The sequence below is a fragment of the Deinococcus sp. Arct2-2 genome (genome assembly GCF_004801315.1).
GTDB lineage: Bacteria > Deinococcota > Deinococci > Deinococcales > Deinococcaceae > Deinococcus.
Genome location: NZ_SSNW01000019.1, coordinates 1 through 17823, shown reverse-complemented (window position 1 = coordinate 17823; position 17823 = coordinate 1). Strand labels below are relative to the sequence as shown.

Sequence of the window (17823 nt, the reverse complement as noted above, 5' to 3'; positions counted from 1 at the left end):
GCGCTTCTCCCCGAATTGGCTGCCCTCAATGCCGTTCAGCACGCGTAAACCCATCTCAAGATTTAAAGTACACGATGTCAGTTGAGAAACCGCTTGAGGAGTTCCCGCTGTTCTTTGGACAGGGCTTGAGGTCGGCCGGTCGTCACGGTGGCCCGGAGGGTGTCTGATCCCTGGTGACGCAGGCGCTAGTTCCAGTGGCGGGTGGTACCCATGGAGACACCCAGGAACTCAGCGAGTTCCTGGGTCGTGTGCTGATCCGCTTCAAGCAGGTGGAGAAAAGGCAGTCGACGTTCTTCGAGTTGAGGTCGGGTGAAGTGCGGCGGGAGCCAGCGGTCCGTCACGGACCCAGTCTAACGTTGCCCACTTCAGCCGAGATCAATACAACTGAAGGATGACGGTAGGAGTTGTCAGGGGGCGCTCAGAATCCGCTTTCGAACGACAGGGCGTAGTTGCCGCTCGACGGACCTGCCGCCAAAGCCACCGTGTACCAGTTGCCGCCGCTGACATTGATGGTGCTGGTGCTCAGGATGTTGCCGCCATAACTACTTTTGACCACGATGTCGTGCTGACCAGGTGTCAAAGTGGTCACGCCGATGTCGTCGCCCGTGCGGGCATTGGCTACCGTGAGGGCACCGTCAATGTAGAAATCGACCATGTTCGCGCTGCCCGCGTCGATATCAAAGTACACGCTGGCGTCGTCCTGACTCACGACCTGAGCGTGGGCAGCGGTGAAGGTAGCGGCGGTCAGCAAAAGGGCGGCGGTCAGGGCAGGCAGTTTCAGGTTCTTCATGGTGTTCCTCCGGGTGTTCAGGGAGCGTGTGGCTTCCCTGTTGCCCAGAGATTAGGCGGAGTGTTCGTAGGTCTCGCGCACCGTTTTCGAAGAATTGTCAGGGTTTTTGAAGAAATGGTGCAGAAGCGTGTCGGAACTCCTAAGAATCTACGTTCCGAACAAAATTTTTAGGACATACAGCTTCCGCCTGTTGGCCCGCACTCCAAGCCCGCGTGTCCTGTGCGCTGGTGGCCGGATCGGTGAGGGCCAAAAGTGCGCTCCAGACAGCCTTTTTAAAACTCGCAAAGATCTCAGTCAAGCGAACTTCAGCGGCTGGCCTGCCGGAGGGCTCCGGCGTCTGCGAACCTCGTGGCCGCCGACAACGGGCTCCGGGATCGGCAGCCCCAGTCACGGGCGGGGGGGGAGTTGGTACTGCTGCGCGAGCGCTGCGTATTCTCCGATCTGTTCAGCCTGCCACCCTTCCGCGCGTCCCAGTTCTTCAGCCAGCAGGCCCGCGACGCGGGGAGCGGCCTCAGCACTCGCCTGCGCGTCCAGCAGCAGGGCCCGCAGCCGGCGGCTCAGCACGTCCTCCACCGTCCTGGCCTGCTCACAGCGCGCCGCCCAGCGTACTTCCGCCTCGGTATAGGGCAGTCGGGGATGCAGCAGCGTGTCAGCGCCCTCTAGGGCACGAATGCGGGCCGCGTCCGAACCGTAGACCTTCCAGTGGCCGCTCGGGGCATCGGCCGTCCAACCATGCAGGTGGAGGGCGGGCGTGCCGCTCATCCGGGCCGGCAAGTTCGCCTGCGCCGCCGCACGGTTGATGGTGTCTTCTCCCATTCGGCGGTAGGTGGTCCATTTGCCGCCGGTCAGGGTAATCAGGCCGCTGCCTGAAATCCGGATCACATGATCGCGGGACAAAGACTTGGTGTCCCGTCCCTGCGCCGCCTTGACCAGCGGACGCAGCCCGGCGTAGACACTCTGAACGTCCGCCCGAGTCGGCGCCGGTGTCAGGTACTGCGCCGCTGTCTGGAGAATAAAATCCACTTCGGCAGGCAGCGCCCGAGGTTCGAGACTGGCCTGCGGCACTGGGGTATCGGTGGTGCCGATGACCACGTGGCCGTGCCACGGCACGGCAAAGAGCACGCGTCCATCGTCTGTACGCGGCACCATGACGGCGCTCTGTCCAGGGAGGAAGGTGCGGTCTACCACCAGGTGCACGCCTTGACTGAGGGACAGCATGTCCTGCGCGTCCGGATCGTCCAGGCGCCGAACCGCGTCAACAAACACTCCGGTCGCGTTGACGACCACCTTGGCCGTCACGCCGTGGTGCTGCCCCGTTTCCCGGTCGAGCAGGGTAGCGCCCACGACTTTGCCTGCGCTGTCCTTGCGCAAGGACGTGACCGGCGCGTGGTTGAGCGCCACCCCGCCCAAGTCTTTCAGCGTGTGCACCAAGGTGATGGCCAGCCGGGCGTCATCGAACTGGCCGTCGAAATACAAGACGCCGCCCTTGAGGCCTGCTGGCTTAAGGGAGGGGGCCAAGGCCAGCGCTTCGGCGGCCCCGATCAGGCGGCTGCGCTGCAGGTTCAGTGTTCCGGCCAGCAGGTCGTAGAGCTTGAGGCCGATCCCGTACAAGGGGCCTGCCCACCAGTCGTAAGCCGGAACGATGAATCCCAGCTCGTGAACCAAGTGCGGCGCATTCCGTTTCAAGAGGCCGCGCTCGTAAAGCGCCTCGCGTACGAGCGGGACGTTGCCCTGGGCCAGATAGCGCACGCCGCCGTGCACCAGCTTGGTGCTGCGGCTGCTGGTGCCCTTGGCGTAATCGTGGGCCTCGGTCAACAGTGTCCGGTAGCCCCGGCTGGCCGCTTCAACGGCAGTGCCCAGGCCGCTGGCCCCGCCCCCGATCACCAGCACATCCCACGAGGGGGTGCTTTCAATCTCGTTCAATATTGCCGCACGTTTCATGGTGGGTTCCTTTGCCGTTCTGGACACGGGGAAATGAGGAGCAGACAGGCAGCATCAACCCTGCTGCTCTGCCTTGAATAAAAACCATGTGGTCAAGGACTGCTGCGCCACTCGGGGAGCGGGAGCAGTCCGACCCTTCAGCCTCTCGTCCGGTTGCGCTGCCGAACAGCGCTGCAGGGCCATGCTTTAGCTGCCCACCGATCGGCTCAGGTGGCCCGGAGGGCAGCTTGATTCGTTCCGCTCTGGCGCGGCGGTTTCAGACTGAGCATAAACGGCGGGCTCGGCACCGATTTGGGCACGGCGGCTGGCGTTCAAAGTGTGGTGCTGACTGCCACACAGTTGGAAGGTTTCTGCACGGCCATGACCCAATGGCACAGGAGGAACGGCCCAGGCGTTCCTCCCGTTGTGGCCCATGCCCTCGCGGCCAAGGCGTGTGATGGCCGTGGCCGCTTTCCGCCTGCTTAGCGCACGCGGCCAGCTTTCCAAGCGTCAAGCAAGGTGTTGTACGCGATTGTTTGGCCCTTCTCCTTCTCGTTGGCCAGCTTGGGATAAGGGGCGCCAGGCTGATCGAACCAGTACTGGGCGGTTTTTTCGGGATTCATGATCGGGGCGCAGCGCTTCATGCCTGCACGCTGCAGCCGGGCCAGCACCTTGTCCTGGGCCTCCGCCAACCCGTCCATCGCTTGCTGCGGCGTCACTTCACCGGCCGCGGCGGGGGCGATGGCCTGCCACCACAGCTGCGCCATCTTGGGATAATCGGGAATGTTGGTGCCGGTCGGAGACCACGACACCCGGGCCGGCGAGCGGTAAAATTCGATCAACCCGCCGTATTTGTTGGCATTGTCGGTGAAGTACTTGCTGCGAATATCACTGTCACGCACAAACGTCAGGCCCACGATGCTTTTCTTAAGGCTGGTGGTCTTGGCGGTCACGAACTGGGCGTAGAGCCACGCGGCGGCGGTTTTGTTGGCGGGCGTATTTTTCAGGAACGTCCACGCCCCCACGTCCTGATAGCCCAGCTTGGTGCCTTCCCGCCAGTACGAGCCGTGCGGACTGGGCGCCATCCGCCATTTCGGGGTGCCGTCGGCATTCACCACCGGCAGGCCCTTTTTGACCATGTCGGCGGTAAAGGCGGTGTACCAGAAGATCTGCTGGGCGATGTTGCCCTGCGCGGGCACCGGACCCGACTCCGAGAAGGTCATGCCTCCGGCTTCCGGCGGCGCATACTTTTTGAGCCAGTCCACGTATTTGGTCAGGGCGTACACGGCGGCGGGGCCGTTGGTATCGCCCCCACGGGTGACGCTGGAACCAACAGGATGGCAGTCCTGTACCCGTACCCCCCACTCGTCGACGGGCAACCCGTTGGGCGTGCCTTTGTCTCCGTTGCCGGCCATGCTCAGCCACGCGTCCGTAAAGCGCCAGCCCAAGCTCGGATCTTTTTTGCCGTAGTCCATGTGACCGTAGACTTTTTTGCCGTCAATCGTTTTGACGTCGTTGGTAAAGAAGTTCGCAATGTCCTCGTAGGCGCTCCAGTTGACGGGAACCCCCAACTCATAGCCGTACTTGGCCTTGAATTTGGCCTTCAGATCCGGGCGTGCAAACCAATCGGCCCGGAACCAGTACAGGTTGGCAAACTGCTGGTCAGGCAGTTGATACAGCTTTTTGTCTGGGCCCGTGGTGAAGCTGATCCCGATGAAATCTTTGAGGTCGAGCGTCGGGGACGTGACCGCTTTTCCCGCGCCTTTGATGTAATCACTGATCGGCAGGACGTAATCGTTGCGGAAGTGCGTGCCGATCAGATCTGAATCGTTGATATACGCGTCATAAATGGTGCGTCCCGATTGAAACTGGGTTTGCAGTTTCTCGATCACGTCGCCTTCTTGAATCAGGTCGTGTTTGACCTTGATGCCCGTGATCTCCGTGAAGGCTTTGGCCAGCACCTCAGACTCGTATTTGTGCGTGGTCAGGGTTTCGGAGGCCACTGTGATGGTCATGCCCCGGTAGGGCTTGGCTGCAGTGATAAACCACTGCATTTCTTTCATCTGCTGGGCTTTGGTGAGGGTGGAGGGCTGAAACTCCGCGTTGATCCACTTGGTGGCTGCCGCTGTATTGGCTGTACTCGAAGCTGTGCCCTGAGCGTTCACCATCATGGTGGCCACCGCAGCGACCGCCAAAGCCCCACTGACCAGCACACTCTTCCGGATAAAACCCTGTTGACGTTTGTTCATACTTCCTCCACAGCTGGCGCCCCAAGAGAGCGTTTCTGCCTGGTGGTGACAGAGACACGCTCACCACAGTCTCGAAACGGTTCGGGCCTTCACCGGCTTCCGGGCAGATCGTCGCGGAGGGAAGGTTCGCCCGCGTACCCACGGAAAGTGTTCGGGTGAACTAGCCCCAGCGCATGGTCACGGCCAACCACAGCAGTGACAGGCCCAGCCCGATCAGCGGACTGGCGTCCGTCACCCCCCACCACGTCAGGTTGATGGCCAGCAGACCGAGCATGGCGATGTAGAACCGGTCGCCCCGGTCGGTTTCGATGGGCAAAAATCCCTTGCGGGTCACGGGCGGTGACCGGAGATCCATGACCGTCAGCACGGCGATGGCACCGATGATCAGGGCGATAAACACGGCGGTGGGCCAAGTCCAAGCCATCCAAGCCATCTCAGTTCCTCCTCTGTGCACGGCGCAGGGCCAGGCGCATCAAACCCGTCCTAAGGCAAAGCCTTTAGCGATGTAATTGCGAACGAACCAGATCACCAGCGCCCCTGGAACGATGGTCAAGACGCCCGCTGCGGCCAGCAGGCCCCAGTCCATGCCGGACGCGCTGACGGTACGGGTCATGACGGCCGCAATGGGTTTGGCGTCCACACTGGTCAGGGTACGGGCCAGCAACAACTCGATCCAGCTGAACATGAAGCAGAAAAAGGCCGTGACGCCGATACCGCTGCGCACCAAGGGGATAAACACCCGGAAGAAAAACCGCCCGAAGCTGTAGCCATCGATATAGGCAGTTTCATCGATCTCGCGGGGCACGCCGCTCATAAACCCTTCCAAAATCCAGACGGCCAGCGGCACATTGAACAGCAAGTGGGCCAGAGCCACCCCAATATGGGTGTCGAAGAGGCCCACGGTCTGGTAGAGCTGGAAAAACGGCAGCAAGAAGACAGCCGGCGGGGCCATCCGGTTGGTCAGCAGCCAAAAGAACAGGTGTTTGTCACCCTGAAAGCTGTAGCGGGAAAAGGCGTAGGCGGCGGGCAACGCGATGACCAAAGAGATCACCGTGTTGAGCGCCACATAGGTCAGGGAATTGAGGTAGCCGGAGTACCAGGCAGGATTCGTAAAAATCTCCCGGTAGTGTTCGAAGGTCACCGCCCTGGGCCAAAGGCTAAACCCTGCCAGAATCTCCTCGTTGGTCTTCAGGCTCATGGTGATCATCCAGTAGATCGGCAGCATCAGCAAGATGAAATAGACCGGCAACAACACGCTTCCGGGCCGCATCCGGGGACGCAGGTGCGGCGTCTTCAGGGCCGTGGCACGGGGCAGGGCCGCCTTCATGGGGTGTCCTGCCGGGGAGCAGCGGGGTTGGTGGTGCGCTGAATAACGGTGTACAGCACAAAACTGACCACCTGAATAATCAGGAAGTAGACCAGACTGAACGCCGCCGCTGGCCCGAGGTCAAACTGCCCGACAGCCAATTTGGTGAGGTAGATGGACAAGAAGGTGGTGGCATTGCCCGGCCCGCCGCCCGTGAGGACGAACGGCTCGGTGTAGATCATAAAGCTGTCCATAAAGCGCAGCAGCAACGCGATCAGCAGCACGCCGCTCAGCTTGGGCAGTTGGATGAACCGGAACACGGCCCAGGCCCGCGCGCCATCGATTTTGGCAGCCTGATAATAGCCTTCGGGAATGGCCCGCAGACCGGCGTAGCACAGCAGGGCCACCAGCGGCGTCCAGTGCCAGACGTCCATCAAAATCACGGTGAGCCACGCGTGGAGTGGATTGGTGGCGTAGTTGTAATTGAGGCCCAAACTGGCCAACAAGTGCCCCCCCAGCCCGATATCGGCGCGGCCAAAAATCTGCCAGATCGTGCCCACCACATTGAAGGGCACCAGCAAGGGCAGGGCGATCAGCACCAGCGACAGCGACGCCTTCCAGCCGCGTGCAGGCAAGGACAGGGCGATCAGGATGCCCAGCGGAATCTCGATGGCCAGCACCACCAGCGTGTAGATCAGTTGACGCAGGAAGGCCCCATGCAGGTCTGGATCGCGCAGCACCTCTTTAAACCATTCCAACCCCACGAACACCTTTTGGTCTGGCCCGATGATGTCCTGCACTGAATAATTGATGACGGTCATCAGCGGAACAACGGCGCTGAAGGCCACGGACAGCACCACTGGAAGCACCAGAAACCAAGCTTTGTTGTTGCGTGTCTTCATCTGTTTCTCCTGCCGCTGCTGGACTGGCGCCGCTGTGTCAGCGGACGATGATGGAGTCGGCGTACAGCTTGGTCTTCTCGGGGGGAAAGCTCAGCCAACCTGCGCCGGGCACCACAGCGGCGTCTTCAGGCAATTTGGCGCGGAGGGTCTGGCCGCCGAGGGTAGCGGTGGCCATCTTGTAATTGCCGAGGTCGTCCACCCGCTCGATCACTGCAGGCACGGCGCCCGGCCGCGGCGCATTGTCACACCCCAAAAATTCAGGCCGAATCCCGAGGGTCAGCGCCCCACGGTCACGCGCCCGCTCCAAGTGCTGCGCCGCGACCGGAAGCTGCACCGGTGCACTGGAGGCGCCGCCGATTTGGATCAGGCCCGCTGCGCCCTCAGCCAAGGTGCACGGCAGCAGGTTCATGCCCGGACTGCCAATGAAGTAGCCGACGAAGACATGCTCCGGCTCCTCGAACAAAGCCTGAGGGGTGCCCGCCTGCACCACGGCGCCCTCATACATCAGCACGACCTGATCTGCAAAGGTGAGGGCCTCGACCTGATCGTGGGTCACGTAGATCAAGCTGAGTTTCAGTTCGTGGTGAATTTGCTTGAGCTTGCTGCGCAGCTGCCATTTCAGGTGCGGGTCGATCACGGTGAGCGGTTCGTCGAACAAGATGGCGGCCACGTCTTTGCGCACCAGTCCCCGGCCCAACGAAATCTTTTGTTTCATGTCGGCCGACAGTCCGCTGGCCCGGTTCTTGAGGTCACCTGTGAGCTCGAGGAGTTCGGCCACCTGTCCTACCCGGCGGCGCACCTCCGTTTCCGGTATTCGGCGGTTGCGCAGCGGGAAGGCCAGATTGTCGTGCACGTTCATGGTGTCGTAAATCACCGGAAACTGAAACACTTGAGCGATGTTGCGCGCTTCCGTCGGTAGCTCCGTCACATCCCGTCCATCAAACAAGACCCGGCCCTGAGTGGGACGCACGAGCCCAGAAATAATGTTGAGCAGGGTCGTCTTGCCGCACCCGGACGGGCCGAGCAGCGCGTAGGCGCCGCCGTCTTGCCAGGTCATGGTCATGGGCCGCAACGCGTAATCTTCGGGCTGCTGTGGACGGGGGCCGTAGGCATGGGCCAAGCCGTCCAGCTCTATGCGGGCCATCAGCGGCTTCCCAGAGGGTGCTGCGCCGCCGCCACAGGCAGACGCTGCGGGGCAGCGACCAACTGGCCCTGTGCATCAAAGGCGAACATCCGCCGCAGGTCAACAAACAAAGTGGCCTGCTCGCCGGGAGTGACCGAGTGAATCCCGGGCAACTGCGCAACCAGATGGGCAGCATGGGGCGGCACCCCCTGAGCTGTCCCGCTTAACTCTGCGCCGCTGAGGGTGGTATGCAGGTACGTCTCTGAGCCCGACAACTCGGCCAAATCCACCCGGACAGCCAACTGCAGATTATCCGGGCCGCTGGGCTGCAGACCGGCATGATTGGCCCGAACCCCCAACCGGTAGAGGCCGTCGAGTCCCGCCATGTGAGCGGGCAACGCGAATTCCAATCCGCTGAGCAGGGTGGCCCGGCCTGCTGTGAGCCGAGCTTCAAGCAGGTTCATCGGGGGGTCGCTGTAGACCTGCCCTACCCGCACCGTCTCGGGGTGATGGTAGACCTCCAGGGCGCTGCCTTGCTGGAGCAACCGGCCTTCACTCAGCACGGCGACCTGGCCGCCCAGCGTCAGCGCTTCAAAGGGTTCGGTGGTGCTGTACACGACCACCGCCTCCCGGCGAGCAAAAATCTCGCTCATCTCCGCCCGAAGTTCCTCGCGCAACTTGTAATCCAAGTTGACCAGCGGCTCATCGAACAGCAACAGACTGGCCTCCTTGACCAACGCGCGGGCAATGGCCACCCGCTGTTGCTGGCCCCCCGAGAGCTCCGCGGGCAGGCGTTTGAGCACCGGCTCCAGGTGCATCAATGTGGCCACCGACTGCACCCGGTCACGAATCAGGTGAGGAGCCAGACCAGCAAGTTTCAGCGGCGAGGCGATGTTGTCATAGACGCTGAAATTGGGATAATTGACGAACTGCTGGTACACGAAGGCCACTGACCGCTGCTGTACGCTGAGGTGCGTCACCTCCTGACCATCCACCACAATGCGCCCACTTGACGGCCGATCCAGCCCGGCCATGAGGCGCATCAGCGAGGTTTTTCCAGCCAGTGTGGGGCCCAGCAGCACGTTCAAACCCGGCTGCAGGGTGAGCGACATCCGGTACAAGTGGGTCTGTGTCCCCACTTGCTTGACAATATTGTCTAACGTCAGGGTCATCGGGGAGGCCACAACACAGCCAGCAGTGAGAGCATGGTTCTCCTTGAACGGGAGTCAAGCAGCTGAAGTCCGTTCCTGAGCAGGCTTCAAACGACGACGGTCAAGCGGGCGAAAGCTGCTGCTAGGCCATTGCAATGGTGATGTAGGTTGCGTGAACAGAGAGTACCCCCTCGTGAACGTATGTTCAAGAGGGGAAGTTGGCCCGGGGGTCACCCGGCAAGTCTGGGCCGTATCACGCCGCTCCGGAGCGCAGCTGAACAGCACTGCCCCGCTTGCCCGGGAGCGTGCACGGATAAGGATCGAGAGGGAGGGAGTCAGCCGTGAACTCGGCCCACACGGACTGGGGAGATCCAGCCGGAGGCCCTGGACCCGTCAAGGAGCCGGCTCATCTCAGGTCTCCGCACAGCAGGTCACTGCGGGAAACGTCGACTGCCTGTTGAGGTGATCGGCGCCCGCATCACGCTCGGCGCGCCCAGAGAAACCCACATCATCCCCATGCAGTTTGACCTGTGCGGCCAACGTGGAGTACAGACTCTCGGCTCAACCGTTAGCCCAGTCCTCTCCTGGGTACAGCTTCAGGCCGCCTTCGACGTCAAGCCCTGCAGGCCGAGCGTCCCGCTTCTCTTAGGCCGGTTGATCTAGGTTGAGCACCGCCTGAGCGGTCATCTCGTCCACGATCAGGCGGCGCATCAATTCTCCCTGCAAGGCCGCATGCAGGGCGGCGGCTTTGCCGAGGCCGCTGACCACACAGACCGATTCCTTGGCGCGCTGAAGCAGCGACAAATCGGGACCGCTGGCCCGGGCATTGAGCGAGAGTCCGTGGTGGCTGCCGTCGGCACGAAAGAACACTGTGGCCACATCACCGACCGCGCCCTCAGCACTCAGCGCGTGGAGGTCACCGGCATCCAGGTACCCGGCGCTGTACACATGGCTGGGGGTGCTGGCGGTATGGCTTCCCACCGAATACATCAAAATATCGGCCCGCTCCTGAAGCGCCAAGACGTGCTGCACACTGCGCTCCCGCCACATGGCTTGTTTGGTGGCCGGGTCATCGAAAAAGGTGGGGACAGGAAACAGCTGCGCGCCGGCCGAAAAGTTGCGGGCAAAGCGCAAGATGGTATCGGTGACAAATCCGTCCATAAAGTCGGCCGCACTGGCCGATCCGTTGAGTTGCACGAACAGCACGTCTGAGACGATTCGGGGAGTCAAGGCGTGGCTCACAGCACTCATGGTGTTGCCCCACGCCAGTCCAACGCGCATCCCAGGTTGCAGCAGATCATTGAGGAGCCTCGCCGCAGTGGTGACGGTGCGTTCGGCCCAGACTTCCTCACTGCTGCCCGGCGGCACACCCACCACTTGAACCTGGAGAAAGGGATACCGCAGCTGCAGTTGTGCTTGCAGGCCTTGGGCTTTGCCTTCCGGGTCGTGAATACGGATCTCAACCAGCCCGCTTCGCCGTGCATGAGCCAGCAGCCGCGACACCTTGGGGCGTGAGAGGCCCAGCTCCTTGGCAATGGCGCCAGTCGTTAGCCCCTGAACGTAATACAGACGGGCCACTTGAACAGCCTGAACAGACAAGGCACTGAACCGAAGCGGGGAATGATCGTTCATGCGTTGGGCCAGCATACGGCGCGCTTCCCCCAAGGAACAAAGGCCCCCGTCTGGGGTCCTGCGCCCTGCTGAGCACGGCACACCGTCCAAGTTGGCTTTGGTCCGTGGAGGGCAGTGAGGTCGGCTTGCTGCAGAGAAGCACCCAGAAGTTTGCCCGGCTTGCGTTAGGCCTCCCAGCACTGCTCGAGACCTGCGTTGGAGAGGGTGTACGACACTGGACTGATTCCCCCTGCGGGGTGCGCCCTGCGAGAAAGGACACCACGGCAGGCACCAGAATTTCTTCCCGCCCAGAGACACGCCCAGAGAACAGAGGCTTGCGCCCCTTCAGCAGGCCCCTCACCGGTCACGCCTGTCCAGTCCGCCGCATCACGCCAGCCTGTCCGAACCACTCCTAAGGCAGCGCAACCTGTCAAACTTCCCCCATGTCGTTCGACCCGTCGAATCCACTCATTGTGCAGGCCGACCGCAGTGTGTTCCTAGAAGCGTTCAACCCGCGGGCAGAAGCGGCGCGGATGGACATCGCGCCGTTTGCAGAGCTGGTCAGCAGCCCCGAGCATCTCCACACCTACCGGGTCACGCCGCTGTCCCTGTGGAATGCGGCCAGCGCGGGCGTCACGGCAGAGGCGATGGTGGACGCCCTCGCCCGGCACGCCAAATTTCCGCTGCCCGACAACGTGGCCACCGATATTCGCGAACTGGCGGGCCGCTGGGGGCGCTTGAGACTGGAGCAGTACGATTCCATGTTGCTGCTGATCGTCATGGCCGGAGACGAAGCCCTCCTGACCGAACTGACGCGCCACAAAGGCATCAAGCCGCTGTTGGGTGAGGTGATGTCACCAACAGTCGTGACTGTTCCGGCGGCGCACCGGGGCGTGCTGAAACAAGAACTGATCGAAGTCGGCTGGCCGGTGGACGATCAGGCCGGGTACACCGACGGCAACGCCCTCGCCGTGCAGCTCACGGCCACGCTTCAGGTGCGCGGGTACCAGTGGGAAGCCGCCCAGGCCTTTTACCGCGCGGGCAGCGACCAGGGCGGTTCGGGGGTGGTGGTCTTGGCCCCCGGTTCGGGGAAAACAGTGGTGGGCCTGGTCGCCATGAGTCTGGTGGGGCAGCGCACCCTGATCTTGACCACCAACCGCACCAGCGTGAACCAGTGGCACCGCGAACTGCTGGGCAAAACGGAGCTGATGCCCGACGAAGTCAGCGAGTACGCCGCAGGCAAACCGCTGACCCCGGTCACGCTGTGCACCTACCAGATGCTCACCCACCGCAAGCGGGGCAGCCTGAGTGAAGATGTGGGCGCTTATCCGCACCTGGCGCTGATCGGCGCGTCCGAGTGGGGCCTGATTATTTATGATGAAGTGCATCTGCTGCCCGCCCCGGTGTTTCGCCTGACGGCCGAAGTGCAGGCCCGCAGGCGTCTGGGCCTCACCGCCACCCTCGTGCGCGAAGACGGGCGGGAGAGCGACGTGTTCGCGCTGATCGGGCCTAAACGCTACGACCAGCCGTGGAAAACTTTGGAAGAACAGGGCTGGATCGCGCAGGCCCACTGCCTAGAGGTGCGCCTGCGCTTGCCGCCCGCCGAACGCCTGACCTATGCGGTGGCCCCGGACGCCGACAAGCACCGCATCGCCGCCGAGAACCCCGCCAAACGCACGGTGTTGCCGCAGGTCATGGCGCGGCACGCGGGACTGCCCACGCTGATTATCGGGCAATTTCTGAACCAACTGGACCTGATCGGTGCTGATCTGGAGGCCCCCGTGATTACGGGAAAGACACCACAGCGCACGCGGGAAGACTTGTTTCAGGCCTTTCGGGAAGGCCGCCTGAAGACCCTGATCCTGTCTAAGGTCGGCAACTTTGCCCTCGATCTGCCCGACGCCGAGGTGCTGATTCAGGTTTCGGGTGCCTTTGGCTCGCGGCAGGAAGAAGCCCAGCGGTTGGGGCGGCTCTTGAGGCCCAAAGCCGATGGCCGCGCCGCTTACTTTTATTCGCTCGTGACCCGCGAAACCAGCGAAGAAGATTTTGCCCACCACCGCCAATTGTTCTTGGCGGCGCAGGGGTATTCTTACGGCATTCTGGATGAGCATGAGGTTTGACCCTGATTCAGGAGAACTACTCTTTTGCCTTCAGCACTCGTTTGCATTTAGCGTCTCTCCCTGACCCCCTCTCCTCTTGTTCTCGCCCCGGAGCCTGCATGACCGACGCCCCAAAAAAACGCACCGCACCGCCCAAGCGTGCCAAAACGCCGCTCACCGCTGCCCCGTCCCAGCCGCTGCTGTCCGGCGTGCAAACGGTGGTGGCGCACCGCCCGCTGAGTGTGCTGGAAGTGCAGGATAGCGCCGATTTGGACGCGCTGCTGCTGGACGCCCGCCTTGCAGGGCAACTCGTTTCGCGGCTTGGCCCCACCTTTGCCCTGCTGATCCCCGGCAGTGAAAAAGCAGTGCTGGACGCCCTCCGCAAGGCGGGCCACTTGCCGAGGGTGGTGGGTGGATGACCGCAAGGGAAACAGCGACATTGATTTCCCCGCTGCGAGTGGAGCAGCTGGCCGACATGTTGGGAACAAGTCACTTCAACCGGGTGGCCAAACGCTACAGCGGCGAAAAAGGACTGAACGGCAAGGTCGCCAGCCGGGACGCGCTGAACATGACTTTTGCCAATCCCGGACGGCTGGAGGCGCTGGCCGCCCGCCTGCATCCCACCGAGCTGCAACTGCTGAGCGAGGTACGGCGTCACGGCGGAGTGATGGACGGCTGGGCGCTGTACAGCTTTGCGCGGCTGCGCGGCCTTCCTGCGCCGCCGATCAAGCTCGATCCCTATTCGTCGAATCTATTCGAGGGGTACAAGGGGGCGGAGTTTGCAGGGGCCGATCTGCTCTGGACACTGTTCGCCGATGGCCTGTTGGTTCCGGCGTCGGTGCCGAATCCTTGGTTGCGCGACGCCTATGCCTACTACCGGCACCGGCCTTTTCCAGACTTGCCGCCCTCGTGGGTGCTGGCCGACCCGCGCTTGCTGTCGCGGTTGCCGGAAGTGGGGGCCGCGCCCCTGACCGTCACACTTAAAAAAGCCGACCCGGCCCAAGCGCCCAGCCCTCCGCAGGCGGCGGCGCGGCTGGCGCTGCACCTTCAGGAACTCCTGCGCGGCCTGCGGCTGTTGGGCGGCTTAGGCGTGACCCAAGCGGGCACCTTCAACAAATCGGCGCTGGGCAAACTGAGCAAACTGCTGCCCGCCCTAGAGGACACCGGCAGTTGGTTGGTGACGGCGCAGCAGCTCGGCGTGGTGCAGTTGGACGCGGCGGGCAAGCAACTGGAGGTGCGGGCAGAGCAGGCGCGGGCGTTTGCTGAGGCTGGCCCGCTAGCCCTTCAGAGCCGCCTCGCGCAGTTGGTGGGCGTGTTGCAGCGGCCCGAAGACGAAGAATACCGAATGCCGCAGGGTGGGGCGCTGCGTTCCTGCATGGCCGCCTTGCTGCGGGATCTGCCCCACGCCACCACCGAAGCCGAGTTGCTGCGGGTCATGAGCGCGGTCATTCCGGCAGAACTGCGCGTTCAGACCTACGACTACAGCCGGTTGATTCACCGGCCCGCGACGACCCCGCAAGTTTGGCCCCTGTGGTTCGGCGCGACCCTGCGCGGCACCCTGACCGAGTTCGGCTTGGTCAGGGTGGAGCAACGGAACGGCGTTGCGGTGGTGGTGCCGACTGCTCCTCTGAAACACAGCAGCACGCCCGAACTGACGCCCGCCGTGCCCGCGCCGCCCGCTTGGATTTTGCAACCCAATTTCGAGTTGCTGGTCTATCCGGCCCAGCTTCAGCCGCCCCAATTTGCGCTGTTGCAAGCGGCAGAGGCGGTGCGCTTTGATGCCCAAACTGCCACCTACCGCCTGACCCGCGAAAGCGTGTACGCCGCGCTGGAACACGGCCTGAGCCTCGCTGACCTGCTGGGCGGCTTGCAGGCAGGTTCGGCCACGCCGCTGGCCCCGAGCATGCAGCGCACCATTCAGGACTGGGCGGCGCGGCGGGAGCGCCTGACGCTGCATCAGGGCGTCACGCTGCTGGAATATCCCACCCGCGCCGAACGGGACGCCGCGCTCGCGTCCGGCGGAACGGCAGTAGGCGAGACCCTGCGGATGCTGGGGCCAGAGCAGCAGATTCAAGCAGGCGTCAATATCCTGAATTACGACCAAGCGCCCGCAAAAACCTTGAAATTCGGCGCGGACGGCTCATTTAGTCTCACGGGCGAACAAGATTTCTTGACCCGCCAGTTGTTGGAAGGGCGCGTCGTGCCCGCTGGACAAGACAAGTACACTGTCCGGCCCACCCCTCCCGGCGGCCTCCCCACTTCGTTTCTCACCGATCTGGAGGCCCGCAGTGTCGGGCGGTTGCCCGCTCCCCTGCGCCTGCAACTCGGCGTCTGGAGCGGCTCGGTGCCGCCGCCCAGCGTCGCTGCGGTCACGCTGATTCAGCACCCACAGGCGCAGGCCCTCGCGCAGCATCCGGCCCTGAAAGACTTCATCGGCCCCAGCCTCGGCCCCACTCTGTTTACCGTGCAGGCGGGCAAAGAAGCCGCCCTAGAGGCCGCGCTGAACATCCTGGGCCTCGCCCCGAACCGCAAGATTGTCGCCCCGCAGGGCACAGCTTCTGACCTGCTGATGATCACGGACACCCGCAAGAAGCGCGAGTTTTTAGAAGAAGCCATTCGCAACGGCCACAACCTCTTGATCCAGTACAACGAAGAAAAATCTGTCGGCTCGGGCTGGTACGGCAGCCGGATCACGGCGGGCAAACGCCGCTTAGAAGAATTCCGGCCCCTCCGGGTGGACCGCGCTGGTTCCACGCCTTACCTCGAAGCCCGCGAACTGAAATCCGGCGAGGACGAGCGCATCCGGATTCAGTACATCTTGGGGCTGGCGATCCGTTAGGCGGGGCAAGATGTCCTGAGCAGCAAGGGTGCAGGGGCGGCAATATGCAGTTAACACTTGGTGGGGCCGTGACCCCCTCCAGCCGATCCCTCCAGGCTCCGCATGTATGCGGCGCAGCGGTTGTGTTGCCTGAACCGGTTCAGGGGCGGCGGACCCGCCGTAACCGGTGCCAAGCCCTCCCGCCACCGCTTTTCGATGACGATCATTCAGCACGCCCAGACAGCTGCAGCACTGGTTTCCCCTCTGTGACCGAGCTGTTCAGGCAGTGCTCCATCACCGCGGCCCAATAGGTCAGCCAGGAGACGCTGCGCGCATGATCAGGTTCAGCCCCCTCCTGGCCGAGAAACTGCGTCAGCGGGAACCCCGGCGGGGTTTAGGGTGGCGTCCGATTGATCTCTGCACGACGGTGGAGGGCGTCCGGCACTGGTGATGGCGGAGGGCATCTCGAAGGACGCCGAGAACAGTTGGATCATGCCCTTCAGAACGCCGTGCAACACGATTTGAAGTCCCAAGTCACGTACACCGTGTTGACGTCGGCCCCAGGGGTCGGTCCGGTCATGGCACTTATGTTGCACTTATGTTGCTCGCCTTACAAGAAAGCGACCTTCAGAGTGTGGCACGGACGTTCCAGGTCGGGCTGCAAACGGTTCAGTTGTACCTCAAGAAGCACGCCGCCGGGACACTGGATCAAGTTAAGTCACCCAGTGGACGTCGACGGACGGTACAAACGGAACACGAACAGATCCTCCTCCAGTTGCTGGAGGAGGACGCGGACGCCTCCCTGGAAGAACATGCCCGCCTGTTGGAGGAGAAGACCGGGTTGAAGATCAGCTACCGCACCGTGGACCGGGTGTTCGCCCGGCACGGCATCACCTACAAAAAAAACGCGGGTCGCGTCCGAGCGGAATGAGGAACTGCGCACGCAGTTCCTGAACGATCTGAAACCTTACCTTCAAGCGCCTGCACGATTGGTGTTCGTTGACGAGAGTGGCTTCAACACGGCGATGACCCGTCCCTACGGACGGGCACACCGGACCCAGCGCGCCCACTGCGCAGTGCCGCGCAACTGGGGCCGCAACCACACGCTGATCTGTGCGGTGCAGGCCGCCGGCCCGTGTGCGCCAATGATCATTGAGGGGGCCGTCAACGGAACCATTTTTGAGTGGTATGTGCAGGAGGTGTTGTGTCCTGCACTCAGTCCAGGACAGGTCGTGGTGCTGGATAACCTCTCGGCACACCACCGCGCGTCCGTTCGGACGCGCATCGAAGCTCACGGCTGTTCGGTCCTGTTCCTGCCGCCCTACAGCCCGGATTTCAATCCCATCGAGATGCTTTTTTCCAAGGTCAAAGCCCTCGTGCGTGCTGGAGACCCGCGAGACTTGACGACGCTGTTCTCGAGTATTTGGGCCGCCCTGGATGCCGTCTCCTTGCGGGACGTCTTCGGCTGGTTCACGCATGCCTTCCCTGATATCTTCTTATGTCAAATGCTCTAGCACCCGAGGTTCTGAGCAATCTCTGCGCAACTCTTCTTGTTGCTGATCACCAAGCGGACAGCTTCCTCTTTGAACTTGGCGGTGTACGTATGTTTGCTGGCACTCATGTCAGTCTCCATTGTTCTTCAGACTGAACCCCTCCTCCACAACACCGGAGCAAGTTCACCTTTGGTTTCAGCCAGGACAGGAAGGAGCTGCTCGGTACTGACCTGAGCGCTGGCATGTTCGAGGACGCGTGAGACGAGCGGTACGGCTCGTCCCCGGGACAGCACGGCGATCCGGATGATACGGGATTAAACTGAGTCGCGAATATGAGACCTGCCTCGCTGTTCCCGCATCA

The 17823-nt window shown here is 62.5% G+C and carries 16 protein-coding genes; 5 read left to right on the top strand and 11 right to left on the bottom strand.

The window, feature by feature from the left end; all coding sequences use genetic code 11:
* Positions 1-185 precede the first annotated feature (185 nt).
* The 11 genes from E7T06_RS21205 to E7T06_RS09980 all read right to left on the bottom strand — a co-directional run bounded on the left by E7T06_RS21205 (position 186) and on the right by E7T06_RS09980 (position 11073).
* A complete protein-coding gene (locus E7T06_RS21205; protein WP_168733465.1) occupies positions 186-341 on the bottom strand; it encodes a helix-turn-helix domain-containing protein in 156 nt (51 codons plus the stop codon).
* Positions 342-418: 77 nt separating this feature from the next.
* Positions 419-790 (bottom strand): DUF4397 domain-containing protein, encoded by a 372-nt coding sequence (locus E7T06_RS10020; protein ID WP_136365659.1) that lies wholly within the window; start codon positions 788-790, stop codon positions 419-421.
* Between the two features lie 139 nt (positions 791-929).
* A complete protein-coding gene (locus E7T06_RS21200; RefSeq protein ID WP_168733464.1) occupies positions 930-1088 on the bottom strand; it encodes a hypothetical protein in 159 nt (52 codons plus the stop codon).
* A gap of 89 nt (positions 1089-1177) precedes the next feature.
* A complete protein-coding gene (locus E7T06_RS10015) occupies positions 1178-2731 on the bottom strand; it encodes a glycerol-3-phosphate dehydrogenase/oxidase (protein ID WP_136365658.1) in 1554 nt (517 codons plus the stop codon).
* 461 nt (positions 2732-3192) lie between these two features.
* Positions 3193-4959, bottom strand: a complete 1767-nt coding sequence (locus E7T06_RS10010) for an ABC transporter substrate-binding protein (protein WP_205750877.1) — start codon at positions 4957-4959, stop codon at positions 3193-3195.
* A 160-nt stretch (positions 4960-5119) separates the two neighbouring features.
* Positions 5120-5392 (bottom strand): DUF2160 family membrane protein, encoded by a 273-nt coding sequence (locus E7T06_RS10005; RefSeq protein ID WP_136365657.1) that lies wholly within the window; start codon positions 5390-5392, stop codon positions 5120-5122.
* 39 nt (positions 5393-5431) lie between these two features.
* Positions 5432-6229 (bottom strand): carbohydrate ABC transporter permease, encoded by a 798-nt coding sequence (locus E7T06_RS10000; RefSeq protein WP_136365696.1) that lies wholly within the window; start codon positions 6227-6229, stop codon positions 5432-5434.
* Positions 6230-6282: 53 nt separating this feature from the next.
* On the bottom strand, positions 6283-7167 hold the full coding sequence (locus E7T06_RS09995) for a sugar ABC transporter permease (protein ID WP_136365656.1): 885 nt from the start codon (positions 7165-7167) through the stop codon (positions 6283-6285).
* A gap of 37 nt (positions 7168-7204) precedes the next feature.
* The gene (locus E7T06_RS09990; protein ID WP_136365655.1) at positions 7205-8311 is read right to left on the bottom strand and encodes an ABC transporter ATP-binding protein; all 1107 of its coding nucleotides are present in this window, start codon (positions 8309-8311) and stop codon (positions 7205-7207) included.
* On the bottom strand, positions 8311-9462 hold the full coding sequence (locus E7T06_RS09985) for an ABC transporter ATP-binding protein (RefSeq protein WP_136365654.1): 1152 nt from the start codon (positions 9460-9462) through the stop codon (positions 8311-8313). The genes E7T06_RS09990 and E7T06_RS09985 overlap by 1 nt, the downstream gene beginning before the upstream one ends.
* Positions 9463-10086: 624 nt before the next feature.
* A complete protein-coding gene (locus E7T06_RS09980; protein WP_240740953.1) occupies positions 10087-11073 on the bottom strand; it encodes a sugar-binding domain-containing protein in 987 nt (328 codons plus the stop codon).
* Between the two features lie 422 nt (positions 11074-11495).
* Here E7T06_RS09980 and E7T06_RS09975 point away from each other — a divergent pair, with 422 nt between their 5' ends.
* The 5 genes from E7T06_RS09975 (at position 11496) to E7T06_RS09955 (ending at position 17483) form a co-directional block, all read left to right on the top strand.
* Complete coding sequence (locus E7T06_RS09975) at positions 11496-13172, top strand: DNA repair helicase XPB (protein ID WP_136365652.1); 1677 nt, start codon at positions 11496-11498, stop codon at positions 13170-13172.
* Between the two features lie 98 nt (positions 13173-13270).
* Positions 13271-13570 carry a hypothetical protein gene (locus E7T06_RS09970; protein ID WP_136365651.1) on the top strand — a complete coding sequence of 100 codons (300 nt, stop codon included), beginning with the start codon at positions 13271-13273 and terminating at the stop codon, positions 13568-13570.
* The gene (locus E7T06_RS09965) at positions 13567-15990 is read left to right on the top strand and encodes a helicase-associated domain-containing protein (protein WP_136365650.1); all 2424 of its coding nucleotides are present in this window, start codon (positions 13567-13569) and stop codon (positions 15988-15990) included. The genes E7T06_RS09970 and E7T06_RS09965 overlap by 4 nt, the downstream gene beginning before the upstream one ends.
* A 577-nt stretch (positions 15991-16567) precedes the next feature.
* On the top strand, positions 16568-16900 hold the full coding sequence (locus tag E7T06_RS09960) for a helix-turn-helix domain-containing protein (protein WP_136365649.1): 333 nt from the start codon (positions 16568-16570) through the stop codon (positions 16898-16900).
* Positions 16901-16904: 4 nt separating this feature from the next.
* The gene (locus tag E7T06_RS09955; protein WP_136365648.1) at positions 16905-17483 is read left to right on the top strand and encodes an IS630 family transposase; all 579 of its coding nucleotides are present in this window, start codon (positions 16905-16907) and stop codon (positions 17481-17483) included.
* The last annotated feature ends 340 nt before the right edge of the window (positions 17484-17823 follow it).